This is a genomic window from Bradyrhizobium sp. GCM10028915, from assembly GCF_042666195.1.
Lineage (GTDB): Bacteria > Pseudomonadota > Alphaproteobacteria > Rhizobiales > Xanthobacteraceae > Bradyrhizobium > Bradyrhizobium canariense_D.
Map to the genome: position 1 here is coordinate 1095872 of NZ_JBHTFN010000044.1, position 13118 is coordinate 1108989.

The 13118-nt window shown below is 65.4% G+C and carries 10 protein-coding genes; all 10 read right to left on the reverse strand.

Translation table 11 applies throughout. The features are described 5' to 3' along the window. Window positions 1-11: 11 nt before the first annotated feature. Window positions 12-2567 carry an outer membrane protein assembly factor BamA gene (bamA, locus tag ACFQX9_RS25465; RefSeq protein ID WP_026232862.1) on the reverse strand — a complete coding sequence of 852 codons (2556 nt, stop codon included), beginning with the start codon at window positions 2565-2567 and terminating at the stop codon, window positions 12-14. 187 nt (window positions 2568-2754) lie between these two features. Then, window positions 2755-3906, reverse strand: coding sequence for an RIP metalloprotease RseP (gene rseP, locus ACFQX9_RS25470; RefSeq protein WP_085353280.1), 1152 nt, complete (start codon window positions 3904-3906; stop codon window positions 2755-2757). A gap of 44 nt (window positions 3907-3950) precedes the next feature. Further along, window positions 3951-5174 carry a 1-deoxy-D-xylulose-5-phosphate reductoisomerase gene (dxr, locus tag ACFQX9_RS25475; RefSeq protein WP_085394825.1) on the reverse strand — a complete coding sequence of 408 codons (1224 nt, stop codon included), beginning with the start codon at window positions 5172-5174 and terminating at the stop codon, window positions 3951-3953. A gap of 4 nt (window positions 5175-5178) precedes the next feature. Then, window positions 5179-6021: a phosphatidate cytidylyltransferase gene (locus ACFQX9_RS25480; protein ID WP_026232863.1), complete on the reverse strand. Its 843-nt coding sequence runs from the start codon at window positions 6019-6021 to the stop codon at window positions 5179-5181. After that, window positions 6018-6776 (reverse strand): isoprenyl transferase, encoded by a 759-nt coding sequence (locus tag ACFQX9_RS25485; protein ID WP_007610887.1) that lies wholly within the window; start codon window positions 6774-6776, stop codon window positions 6018-6020. The genes ACFQX9_RS25480 and ACFQX9_RS25485 overlap by 4 nt, the downstream gene beginning before the upstream one ends. A gap of 112 nt (window positions 6777-6888) precedes the next feature. Continuing rightward, window positions 6889-7452, reverse strand: coding sequence for a ribosome recycling factor (frr, locus tag ACFQX9_RS25490; protein ID WP_007603628.1), 564 nt, complete (start codon window positions 7450-7452; stop codon window positions 6889-6891). Between the two features lie 65 nt (window positions 7453-7517). Next, on the reverse strand, window positions 7518-8234 hold the full coding sequence (gene pyrH / locus ACFQX9_RS25495) for a UMP kinase (RefSeq protein ID WP_018455040.1): 717 nt from the start codon (window positions 8232-8234) through the stop codon (window positions 7518-7520). A 60-nt stretch (window positions 8235-8294) separates the two neighbouring features. Then, a complete protein-coding gene (gene tsf, locus ACFQX9_RS25500) occupies window positions 8295-9218 on the reverse strand; it encodes a translation elongation factor Ts (protein ID WP_018455041.1) in 924 nt (307 codons plus the stop codon). Window positions 9219-9349: 131 nt separating this feature from the next. Continuing rightward, window positions 9350-10339 carry a 30S ribosomal protein S2 gene (locus ACFQX9_RS25505; RefSeq protein WP_007603625.1) on the reverse strand — a complete coding sequence of 330 codons (990 nt, stop codon included), beginning with the start codon at window positions 10337-10339 and terminating at the stop codon, window positions 9350-9352. A 219-nt stretch (window positions 10340-10558) separates the two neighbouring features. After that, window positions 10559-13054, reverse strand: a complete 2496-nt coding sequence (locus ACFQX9_RS25510; protein ID WP_377791000.1) for a caspase family protein — start codon at window positions 13052-13054, stop codon at window positions 10559-10561. Between the last annotated feature and the right edge of the window lie 64 nt (window positions 13055-13118).

The following is a 13118-nucleotide window of genomic DNA, read 5'->3' on the forward strand; positions in this document are numbered from 1 at the left end:
TGCTGTTCGAATTAGAACGAGGTGCCGCCGCCGAACCGGAACTCCTGCGTACGGTCGTTCTTGCCCTTGGTCAGCGGCACGGCGTAGTCGAAGCGCAGCGGACCGAACGGCGAGGCCCAGATCAAGCCGACGCCGACCGACGACCGGACCGCATTGCCATTGTCATACACCAGGCCGGTGCAGGTTCCAGCCGAAGCGGGATTGACGGTCGACGGCGTGCAGCTCGAATTCTTGGTCGTGGTCAGTTCGTTGGTCACCGACCACGTCGTCGGTCCCTGATAGTCGAACAGTCCGCCGGCGTCGGCGTAGACGGCGCCCTTCAGACCCACTTCCTTCGGCAGGAACCAGAACGGCATCTGCAATTCGAGCGAAGCACCCCAATACTTGGTGCCGCCAAGCGCGTCCTGCGTACCGAAGGGGTTCAAATCGCGCGGTCCGATGCCGTTCGGGGCAAAGCCGCGGACGAGGTTCGGGCCCATCTGGAAATGATCGAGCATGCGCAGATCGCTGCCCATCTTGTTCAGCATGCCGCCCTGGAGGCGAACGAGACCGACGATATCGGAGACCAGCGGAGTGTAGTACTTCGCGTCAACCACAGTCTTCAGATAGGAGACGTCGCCGCCGACGCCGGCGAAGTCCTGCCGGAAATCGACCAGCAGACCGTCGGTGGGGTTCTTGTTGTTGTCGAGCGTGTTGTAGGTCAGCGTGTAGCCGAGCGCCGAGGTCAGGGTCTTGCCGTTGGCAAGCTCCTTGCGGACCGGCAGCGAGGCCTCGCCGTCGCTGTAGCAGCCGAGGCCGTTGGTCGAGGGAGCCAGAGGAATACCACTCGCCGCGGAGAAAGCCGGGCTTGGATTGAATGCCGGATTCGGAGTGACACCGTCGGCAAGGAACTGGTTGTTGTTACAGTTCGCGAGGTACGACGGCAGCGTGATTTCCTGCCGGTAGATCGAGTAGCGCACCTGCAGCGACAGATCTTCACGCAGGGAGAAACCGAGGCGCGGCGAGAAGCCGAGCGTCTTGGTGCCGTAGGAGATGTAGCTGTTGGACCTCTGCTCACGCTGATAGAGGTCGAGACCCAGCGCGACCCGGTAGTCGAGCAGATAGGGTTCGACGAACGACAGCGAGTAGCCGCGGGCATACTGGCCGTAGGTCACCGCCGCCTTGGCGAACAGGCCGCGGCCGAGCAAATTGCGTTCGGAAACCGAGACTTCGGCCAGCGCGCCGTCGGTGGTGGAATAACCACCCGAGACCGAGAAGTCGCCGGTCGATTTCTCTTCCATGTCCACGAGCAGGATCACGCGGTCGCTCGACGAGCCGGGCTCCGTCGTGATCTTCACGCTCTTGAAATAGTCGAGGTTCTTCAAGCGGCGCTCGGCACGGTCGACCAGCGCGCGGTTGTAGGCATCGCCCTCGGAGACGTCGAACTCGCGACGGATCACGTAGTCGCGCGTACGGGTGTTGCCGCGAAGATTGATGCGCTCGATATAGGTGCGCGGACCCTCGTCGATGTTGAACACGACCGACACGGTGTGCGCCTCGAAATTGCGGTCGCCGCCGGGACGGACCACGGCGAAGGCGTAACCGCGACGCGAGGCCTCGATCTGCATCTCCTCGACCGACTTCTCGACCGATTCGACGTTGTAGAGCGAGCCGACATTGACGCGCGAATAGTTGCGCATCGAGGTGGGATCGAAGTTGGGAATGCTGGAGCGGAAGTCGATCGAGCCGACCCGGTATTGCGAGCCCTCCTCGATCTTGAAGGTAACGTTGAAACCCTTCTTCTCCGGATCGTATTCGGTGAGCGCGGCGACGACCTGGACGTCGGCGAAACCGTTCTTGAGATAGAAGCGGCGGATCAGGTCGCGGTCGGCCTCGACCCGATCGGGATCGTAGATGTCGCTGCTGGCGAGGAAGCTCAGCAGGTTGGATTCGTGCGTCTTGATGACGTCGCGCAGGCGGTAGGACGAGTACGCGTTGTTGCCGACGAACTCGATCGACTTGACGCCGGTCTTGGCGCCCTCCTCGACCGTGAAGACGAGATCGACGCGGTTGTTCGGCTGCTCGATGATTTCAGGCGTGACGCGAACGTCGTAACGGCCGGAGCGGCGATAGATTTCTGCGATTCGCAGGGTGTCGGACTGCACCATGGCGCGGGAGAAGGTGCCGCGCGCCTTGGACTGGACTTCACCGGTGAGCTGCTCGTCCTTGATCTTCTTGTTGCCCTCGAAGGCAATGCGGCCGATCACCGGGTTTTCCACCACGGAGACGACGATCTGGCCACCGGCCCCGCGGTTGATCCTGACGTCCTGGAACAGGCCGGTCTCGATCAACGCCTTGAGGCCATCGTCGATGGCACCCTGATCCAGGCGACCGCCGGGACCCGGCTTGAAGTAGGAGCGGATCGTCTCCACCTCGACCCGGCGATTTCCTTCGACGGAAATCGACTGCACGGTCTGAGCAAGCGCAGACGAAGACACAAAGGCAGCCCCAACCGGGGCAAGCACCGGCGCGCCGAACATGATCAGGGTTGCGAGCAAGCCCCCCCGGAGTCGCAGTCCAAACTTCATTGCGCAACGCGCCCTTATCATTCCGTACCAGACCCAACCCCAACGCCGGTCTGGAGATTCCCCAAGTTCAAGCCGCTTGTAGACAATTTCACCGACGCCGCAAACGGTCGAGCGCGCCGTAATTTCATTTTCATTCCAAGACGTTGCCCAAGAGCAACGCCCGGGCAACGCCACAAAAAAGCCCCTATCAGGATGCGGCCATTCGCAGGATGTCGTTATAGGTCGCAAACACCATCAACATCAGCACCAAGCCAAGCCCGATTCGGAACCCCATCTCCTGGGTCCGCTCGGACAGGGGCCGACCACGGGCGACCTCCGCCGCATAGAACATAAGGTGACCGCCATCGAGCAGTGGGATCGGGAACAGATTCAGCAGGCCGATCGACACCGACAGCACCGCGCAGAGGTTGATCACGAACTGGAACCCGGCGCTGGCCGCCTGCCCTGACATCTTGGCAATGCCGAGCACGCCGCTGACCTCGTTCGGATTGCCGTTCCCGACGAACAACGAGCCCAGGAACTTGAAGGTGCTGGTGATGATGAACCAGACCTGCTCCACCCCGATCTTGAGCGCTTCGCCGACGCCGACCGGCGACGTCGAGGCCTCCCCGGCCTGAGACTTGTGTTCGACGCCGAGCACGCCGAGACGGTGGCTGTTGCCGAAGGGATCCTTGCGCTCGAGCAGCGCCGGCGTCGCGGTCAGCGACACGATGGAACCGTCGCGCTTGACCTGGAAGGCAAGCGGCGAACCAGCATTCATCGCAACCATGCGCTGCATGTCGGCAAAGCTTTCGATCGGCTTGCCGTCGATCTGGACGACGACGTCGCCGATCTTGAAGCCGGCTGCCGCCGCAGCGCCATCGGCGACGACACCGTCGACGCGCGCAATCGTGCTCGGCTTGCCGTAATACAGCGCCATGCCGGCGAAGATCAGCGCGCCCAGGATGAAATTGGCGATCGGTCCGGCGGCAACGATGGCGGCGCGCGGGCCGACCTTCTTGTGATGGAAGCTGCCGGCGCGCTCCTCGGCCGTCATGGCCGCAAGCTTCTCGGACGACGGCGTCGAAGCCTCGCTCTCGTCGCCGAAGAACTTGACGTAGCCGCCGAGCGGGATCGCCGAGATCTTCCAGCGGGTGCCATGGCGGTCGTTGAAACCGACCAGCTCAGGTCCGAAACCGAGCGAAAAAGTTAACACACGAACGCCTGCCCAGCGCGCGACCAGGAAATGGCCGAGCTCATGGAAGAACACGACGATGGTCAGGACGAACAGGAAGGGAACCGCGTAGCCAAGGAGCCCATGGCTCAACGTATTGAAACTATGGACGAAAAAGTCGATCATCGAATTCCCTCATCCAGTGCCGCAAGGCCCTGGCCCCGAACCATCTAGGATGCCTTTAAGGCAATTTGAGGCAATAGGGCGGCAGCCCTATTTCGCGCAACATGGTCAACAGCGATTGCATCGTCCGCTGACGTCAGCGGCGCCTGGTTCCCGCTGCGGACCCAGTCATCCAGCGTCTCCTCCACCAGCCTGGCAATCGCCCCGAACCGGATCTTGCCGGCGATGAAGGCGGCGACCGCGACCTCGTTGGCGGCGTTGTAGACCGTGGTCGCCCCCTTCCCGGTCCGGAGAGAATCGAAGGCCAGGCGCAGCCCGGGGAAGCGCTCGAAATCTGGCGCCTCGAAGGTCAACTGGCCGATCTTGGCCAGATCGAGCTTGGCGGCCGGACCCTTGATACGGTCGGGCCAGCCGAGGCAATGCGCGATCGGCGTGCGCATGTCGGGTGAGCCGAGCTGGGCCACGACCGAGCGATCGGAGAACTCGACCATGCCGTGGATGATCGACTGCGGATGAACGAGGACGTCGATCTCGTCGGGCGAGAGCGCGAACAGATAGGAGGCCTCGATCACCTCGAGCCCCTTGTTCATCATCGAGGCGGAATCGATCGTGATCTTCTGGCCCATGCTCCAGTTCGGATGCTTCAGGGCTTGCGCGAGTGTCGCCTGCTCGATGTCGGCAGGCTTCCAGGTGCGGAAGGGGCCGCCGGAGGCCGTGATGATGACACGGACGAGCTCGTCGCGATTGCCCGAGGCGAGCGCCTGGAACAACGCATTGTGCTCGGAATCCGCAGGCAGGATGCAGGCGCCCGCTTTCGCCGCGCGCTGCATGAAGAAATCACCAGCGCAGACGAGACATTCCTTGTTGGCGAGCGCGACATGCGCGCCGCGATCGACCGCCGCCAGCGCCGGCTTCAGTCCGGCGGCGCCACTCACGGCGGCCATCACCCAATCGGCCGGACGCGCGCCGGCCTCGATCACCGCGCTTTCGCCGGCGCCGCATTCGGTGCCGGTGCCCGCGAGCGCAGCCTTGAGTTCGGCAAACTTGGAGATGTCGGCGATCGCGACGAAGCGCGCGGAGAACTCCTTCGCGAGCTTTGCCAGCGCCTCGACATTGCTGTTTGCCGTCAGCGCCTCGACACGGTAGCGCTCGGGAGAGGCGCGCAGCAGATCCATCGTGCTGTCGCCGATCGAGCCGGTGGCGCCGAGAACCGTGACGCTGCGGACGCTCGATGCCGCAGCCTTGTTGTTACGCAATGGGACCGCGCTCATATGTTCACCAAACCATAAGACCGCTTCCGGCGCTATGCACACCATGGCGGAGGAAGCCGATAATCCATGCCACCAGGATGGCGGCGACAAAACCGTCCAGACGGTCCAATAGCCCGCCGTGGCCCGGAATTAAGTGACTGGAATCCTTGACGTCGAAGCGCCGCTTGACCGCGGATTCGAACAGATCGCCGCAGGCCGACACGATTGAGAGGACCGCGCTGACGAGCAGCAATGGAACTATCTTTCCAACCCCGCAAGCGGCAAAGGCGACCGCGACCAAAAGGCTCGCGGCAAAGCCGCCGAGCGCCCCTGACCAGGTCTTCTTCGGGCTCACGCGCGGCCACAGCTTCGGTCCGCCGATGCCGCGGCCGGCGAAATAGCCGCCGATATCGGTCGCCCACACCACGAGCAGCACGAACATCAGCGCGGCGAAGCCGTTCACGAGATCCTTCCGCAGCAGGATCGAGGCGAGTAGCGCCGCCGACGCATAGGCAAATCCGGAGGCCGCCCAGACGAACTTGCCCCGCGCGATCACCGTCACGACCGCCCCGCCAATCAGGCCGGTGATGATTGCGGTCTTCAGCGCGCCGAAGGCAACGCACAAGCCCATCGCGGCGATGACGATCGTCCCCGCCCCGGTCAGCGCGGTCGAGCCTGCGCCAACCACCATCAGCCATTCCGCGAACAGTCCGATCGACACCAGGGTGACGAGAAGCGCCCACAGCCAGCCGCCGGCATAAGCGAGCGCAATGGCGAGCGGCGCCAGCACCAGCGCCGCGAGGATTCGCATCACGAGATTGCTCGGGGCAGGCTGAGAGCCGGCCGGTGCGGAGTTGGGCTCGCTCACGAGGCGGTTTTCGCGACCAGGCCGCCGAAACGTCGCTCGCGCCTGGCGAATTCGGCGATTGCGCCTTCCAGCGCCGCCTTGTCGAAATCGGGCCAGTGAATCGGCACGAAGACAAGCTCGCTATAGGCGGCCTGCCACATCAGGAAGTTGGACAGGCGCTGCTCGCCACTGGTGCGGATGATGAGATCGGGATCGGGAATGTCGGGCGCGTCGAGATGCGCCCCCAGTGTCTCGGCATCGATCGTGTCGGGACTGCGCCGGCCCTCGGCGACTTCCCGCGCGAGCTTCTGCGCCGCCTTCGCGATCTCCTGCCGGGAGCCGTAATTGAAGGCGACGACGAGCGTGAGGCGCGTGTTATCGCGCGTCAGTTCCTCCGCCTCATTGAGAAGTGCGCAGATGTCGCCCTCCAGCCCGTCCCGCTCGCCGATGATGCGTACCTTGACGCCGTCGCGATGCAGGCTCGCCAGATCGTTGCGGATGAAGCGGCGTAACAGGCCGAACAGATCGCCGATCTCGCTCGCCGGACGCGACCAGTTTTCCGAGCTGAAGGAGAAGATGGTGAGATAGCGGATGCCAAGCTCATGCGACGCCCGAACCACGCGACGCAGGGCCTCCACGCCGCGGCGATGGCCCTCCGCCCGTGGCAAGCCGCGCGCGGCCGCCCAACGTCCGTTGCCATCCATGATGATGGCGACATGCGCAGGCGCATCGGACCGATCTGGTCCTTCCGTTGCGGGCGCGGCGGCGTTGGACATGAGGCTGCCTTAAAGCATGATCCGGACCCGAAGGGCCGCGTTAGCGCAAAGTGCGAAGCGGTTTTCCGTAAAGATCATGCGCGAACATAACCTAGAGCGCGATCCATCCTGCTTAGACGGTGAGGATTTCTTTTTCCTTGGCGGCCAGCAACTGGTCGATCTCGGAGATCGTGCCGTCGGTCGCCTTCTGCACCTCGTCGGCGTGGCGCTTCTGATCGTCCTCGGACATCTCGTGATTCTTCTCGAGCTTCTTGAGAACGTCGAGACCGTCGCGGCGGACGTGGCGCGCGGCGACCTTGGCGGCTTCCGCGTATTTGTGCGCGACCTTGACGAGCTCCTTGCGACGCTCCTCATTGAGTTCGGGGATGCGCAGGCGCAGAACCTGGCCTTCAGTCGCCGGCGACAGGCCGAGATTGGAATCGACGATCGCCTTCTCCACCGCCTTGACCATCGACTTGTCCCAGACCTGCACCGAAATCAGGCGCGGCTCCGGCACGCTGACGGTGGCGAGCTGGTTCAGCGGCATGTGGCTGCCATAGGCGTCGACCTGCACCGGATCGAGCATCGAGGCGGAGGCGCGACCGGTGCGCAGGCCGCCAAGCTCGTGCTTGAGCGACTGGATCGCGCCCTGCATGCGGCGCTTGACTTCGTTGAGATCGAAATTGTCCGTGGCCATCCCGTTTCTCCTTCAAAATCCCGGCGACCTCTCCGCACCTTCTCTCAGGGTGCAACGACAAGCCGTCAGCCGGCGACAATGGTTCCGTGGCCGCCGCCACGCAGTACAGCGCCGATCGAGCCCGGCTCCGCGATCGAGAACACGATGATAGGCAGCGACGTCTCGCGGGCAAGCGCGAAGGCGGTCGCATCCATCACCTTGTAGCCGCCCTCGATCGCCTGCGAATGCGTCAGACGGTCGAATCGCGTCGCCGTCGGGTCTTTCTTCGGGTCGGCCGAGTAGACACCGTCGACATTGGTCGCCTTCAGAACCGCCTGGGCGCCGATCTCGGCTGCGCGCAGCACCGCGGTCGTGTCCGTGGTGAAGAACGGATTACCGGTTCCGCCGCCGAGCAGCACGATCCGGCCCTCGGCGAGGTATTTATGTGCCGCGGTGCGGGTGAAGAGCTCGGAAATCTCGGGCATGACGAAGGCCGACAGCGTGCGCGCAGGCGTGCCCTTGCGCTCGATCGTGGCCTCGAGCGCGAGGCAGTTCATCATCGTCGCGAGCATGCCCATGGTGTCACCGGTCGGGCGCGACACGCCGCGCGAGGAGACCTCGACGCCGCGAAAGAGATTGCCCCCGCCGATGACGACGGCGACTTCGGTGCCGAGGTGGCGAGCGGCGATCAGATCGTCGGCGACCCGGTCGATGGTCGGTTGATCGATGCCAAAACCCTGCGGTCCCGCGAGATATTCGCCGGACAGCTTGATCACGACGCGACGATAGACCGGATCAGTCATGAGCACTTTCCTTGTCCGGGCGCCGCTTCCGGCGGCACGCCGGAAGGAACGTTCCGGCGCTTACTTCTTGCCGCTGGCCGCCGCGACCTCGGCCGCGAAGTCGCTTTCCTGCTTCTCGATTCCCTCACCGAGAGCATAGCGCACAAAGCCCGCGATTTTCACCGCGCCGCCGACCTTGCCTTCGGCTTCCTTCACCGCCTGCGCCACCGACTTCCCGGTGTCGTGGATGAAGGCCTGCTCGAGCAGGCAAACTTCCTTGTAATAGGTCTTCAGGCCGGACTCGACGATCTTCTCGATCACGTTCTCGGGCTTGCCCTGCTGGCGATATTTGTCGGCGAGCACGTCCTTCTCGCGCTTGACGACCGCCGGATCGAGACCGGACGGATCCAGCGCCAGGGGGTTGGCGGCCGCGACATGCATCGCGATCTGGCGGCCAAGCGTTGCGAGCTCGTCGGCCTTGCCGGGGGATTCCAGTGCCACGATCACGCCCATCTTGCCGGCGCCCTCGACCACCGCGCCATGGACGTAGCTCGACACCACGCCCTGGCTGACCTCGAGCGAAGCTGCGCGGCGCAGCGTCATGTTCTCGCCGATGGTGGCGATTGCGTCATTGATCGCAGTTTCGATCGTGACGTCGCCGACCTTGGCGGCCTTGATCTTGTCGACATCGGCGCCGGTGTTGAATGCGACCTGGGCGATCATCTTGACGAGGCCCTGGAACTGGCCGTTGCGCGCGACGAAGTCAGTCTCGGAATTGACTTCGACCACGACGCCCTTGTTGCCCTTGGTGAGCGCGCCGATCAGACCCTCGGCGGCGACGCGGCCCGACTTCTTGGCGGCCTTCGACAGGCCCTTCTTGCGCAGCCAATCCTGCGCCGCTTCCATGTTGCCGTCGTTTTCGGTCAGCGCGGCCTTGCAGTCCATCATGCCTGCGCCGGTCGACTCGCGCAGGTCCTTGACCATCGCAGCTGTGATCGTTGCCATCGTTCAAAATCCTTTTTGCCTGCCGGTTTGCCGCGGCGCGGCCAGATCGCCTCGCCGCGGTCCATCTCAGGAATTCGCGTCAACTGAAATGGTGGCCGGAGCTTGTCCGGCCAACCCATCGCTCTTTTTGACTATTCCGCTTCCGCGGTCAGCGCCTTGGCCTTGGCCACCCAGGCGTCCGCGCGGCTCGGCAGGCCGACTTCTTCGCCGATCTTGTGCGCGGTATCGTGATCGAGCTCAGCCAGCTGCCAGAAGTGGAAGATGCCGAGATCGTTGAACTTCTTCTCGATCGCGCCCGACACGCCCGGGAGCTTCTTGAGGTCGTCGGACGTGCCGCGCGGGCCGGCAAGGCCTTGGAAGCCGCTCGTGGCGGGCAGCTCTTCTGCGACCGGCCGAACCGAAGCACCGACGTCGATTCCGGAATCGCCTTGGGCGCGTGAAATGCCGTCAATCGCTGCGCGCGCGATCAGATCGCAATAGAGCGCAATCGCGCGGCCGGCGTCGTCATTTCCCGGCACCACATAAGTGATGCCCTTCGGATCCGAATTGGTGTCGACGATCGCCGCGACCGGAATGTTGAGCCGCTGGGCTTCCTGGATCGCGATGTCTTCCTTGTTGGTGTCGATCACGAAGATCAGGTCGGGCAGACCGCCCATGTCCTTGATGCCGCCGAGCGAGCGGTCGAGCTTGTCGCGCTCGCGCTGAAGGGTCAGGCGCTCCTTCTTGGTGTAGGAGGAGGCATCGCCGCCGGCGAGCACGTCGTCGAGATGACGCAGGCGCTTGATCGAGCCCGAGATCGTCTTCCAGTTGGTCAGCGTGCCGCCGAGCCAGCGCGAATTGACGAAGTACTGAGCGCAGCGCTTGGCCGCGTCGGCAACGCCGTCCTGCGCCTGGCGCTTGGTGCCGACGAACAGGATGCGGCCGCCCTTGGCGACGGTGTCGCTGACCGCCTGCAAGGCGTTGTGCAGCAACGGCACGGTCTGCGCGAGGTCGACGATGTGGATGTTGTTGCGGGCGCCGAAAATGAACGGCGCCATTTTCGGATTCCAGCGGTGAGACTGGTGACCAAAGTGCACGCCGGCTTCGAGGAGCTGACGCATAGTGAAATCGGGTAGTGCCATCGTTCTAATTCTCCGGTTGGTTCCTCCGGAAGCATGTGAGCAGGACAGAGCGTTGTCGCCCCGGCTGCCACCGGACGGCCTTGTGAGCCATGCTTCCGTGTGAGATGGCGCGGTGTATAGCGCGATTTCGGCCAGAAGCAAGGAAATAAGGGCCTTTCGGGGCGGCTTTCGCCCGCAAGAGGCCCCCTTCCGTAAAGATCGCTCCGGCCTAGCCCCTGCCTAGCATCTGGGCTGGTTCGGCGGGCACTTCTTTGCCGCCGGCGGCGGAGCCGGAGGACGCGGTGGAGGTGCTGCCGGGCGCGGCGGCGGCGGTGGCGCGACGGCCATCCGGGGCGGCGGAGGTGGCGCCGGCCGGGCGACCGGCGGCGCGGGCCGCGCCATTGGCGGCGGCGCCGGTCGAGCAACCGCCACGGGTGGAGCCGCCCGTGGCGGTGGCGGCGGCGCAACACGCGGCGGAGGCGGAGGCGCCGGCCGCGCCACGGCCTGAGGCCGCGGTGGTGGCGCCGACGGCCGGGCAGCCTGGGCGGGAGCTGCGGTCGGCTGATGCTGCGGCCTGATCGGCTCCCGCGCCGCCGAGGGCGGCGGCGTGACCGGTCGTCCAACTGCGCCAGGAGGCGTGCGGGCAGCAGGCGGCGAACCAGCCGGCTCGCGGGTCGCGGACTTGCCATGGTCCCCAGGCCCGGTCCCGGTCCCGGGCGGGGCCTGGGCCACCGGCGGCTTCGGCGGTTGGCCGGGCACAGCGGCCGGGTTTGTCGCCGTGGGCGCAGTCGCCGGCGCGGCGGCGGTCGGCGCACCGGGATGACCCGGCGGCGTGGTGCCGGGAGCAGCAGTCGTCGGCGCTCCCGCAGGCCCTCCCGGATGGGTCGGCGGCGGTGTGCCGGGAGCAGTGGCCGTGGGCAGCCCGGGTCTGCCGCCCGGCAGTGGCCCGGCTCCCGCTGGCGGTACAGGTGGACCGCCATGGGTGCCGGGAACCGGCAGGGTGTTGGCTTGGGGCAGCTTGGCCGGTGGCGTGGCAAGCGGACTGGCAGGTGGAGTCGTAGGTGGCGTACCGGTCGGTGCGGCATTGGCCGGCCTGGCCGGAGGCATTCCTGGCCTCGCCGTCGGCTGCATCGTCGCGCTCGGCGGCATCGGCGCCTTGCCCTGCTGAATCAGGGCGGCGCGCTGCACGACCGCCTGCGGCATGGCGGGACCAGCCGGATTGGTGCGCCCGGCAATGGCTGGCGCGAGATTGCCCGCTCCGGCACCCGCACCCGCCGGCGGTGCCGGCGGCTGGTTGATCACCGTGTTGATGACCGTCCTGTTATGGATGTTCTGATAGATGATGTTGTTCGGGGGCGGTGCGACATAGACCGGCGGCCTGACGAACACAGGAATTGGCACGAACATCGGCTGCGGCAGCACGAACAGGCCGACCACCGGCATCGGCGGCGACAGCACGACGAAATCCGGCGGCGGCGGTGGCAGATAATAGACCGGCGGCGGCGGTGGCGGCGCAAAGCCAAAATCCGGATCGCTGAAATACAGCACGGGACGCTCGACATAGACCACCTCCTCCGGCGGCGGTGGCGGCACGTCGTAGTCGATCATCGCGAAGCTCGGCGGCGGCTCGGCCGGCGCGGTGAGAATCGCCAAGCGCCGGCGCGCATCCGCCGCATGCGGACCGCGCGGATAGCGACGCAGATACGACCAATAGGCCTCCGGCGTGTCGGTCCGATAGGTCCGCCGCCAGGTGATGGCCTCGCGGCGCGCCGCGACGATCACCATCACGCGCTTCGACAGCGGGTCGCCGGGATAGGCGGAGAGAAACTCTTCGTAGGCCGGCAGCGTGTCGCGCGTGAGCGCGGCGGCATAGGCATCCTGCACGCCGAGATCGCGGATCGGCTTGTTGCGCATCGCGGCGACTTGGTCGGGTGCGGCCTCAGGCGGCGGCGCGTCAGGTCCGCGCTCGAAGAACGAGAATTGCGCCGATATCTTCTGCTCGTTCCAGGGCACTTGCGCGCCCTTGCTGGCCTCGTTGACGCGCAGGCGAACGCGGTCGAACACCTCAGGCAGCGGTAGGCCGCCGGTGCGGATCATCTCCGCCAGCGACTGCGCATAGATGCCGTAAGGTCCAGGCTCCTCGGGCGCCACCGTGCCGGGCGCGGCGTTGAACGCGACCAGCATGTTGGCGTCGGGCTCGACCAGCGCAAGTCCGCTCGCGATCTGCTGGCCGCCCTCCACGAAGGGCTGCGCCCGCGCAGCGTCGAGCACGACGATGTTGGCCTTGAGCGGAACGGAGGCGAGCTGGCGGAGATAGTCGCCGATGCGCAGGCCTTCGGTCGGAATGTCGGTGTCGCGGGTGATGTTGGAATCGACCGGGATGAAGTAGTTCTCACCGGCAAGTTGCACGCCATAGCCGGCGAGGTAGACCATCGCGACGGTGCCCGGTCCGGAGGCCTGCGCCTTCTGGATGAAATCGCGAAAGCTCTTGCGCAGCGTGTCGCCGTCGAGATCGCGGGCGCCGACGACGTCGAAGCCCGCCGCCTGCAGCGTCTGCGCGATCAGGCCGGCATCGTTTGCCGTCGTCGCCAGCGGCGACTTGGCATAGGCGCCGTTGCCGACCACGAGCGCCATACGCTTTTCCTGCTGCTGTGCACGCGCCGGATCCGGCGCGCCCGCGGCAAGGACCGCGATTGGCAGGAGAAGGCAAATGAAGGCTCGGAGCGTCCCACGCATGACTTGCTTGCCCGTTTTGTTGTTGAGATGCCGCCACGCATCAGACGCGTGGCGAGCTGAATGA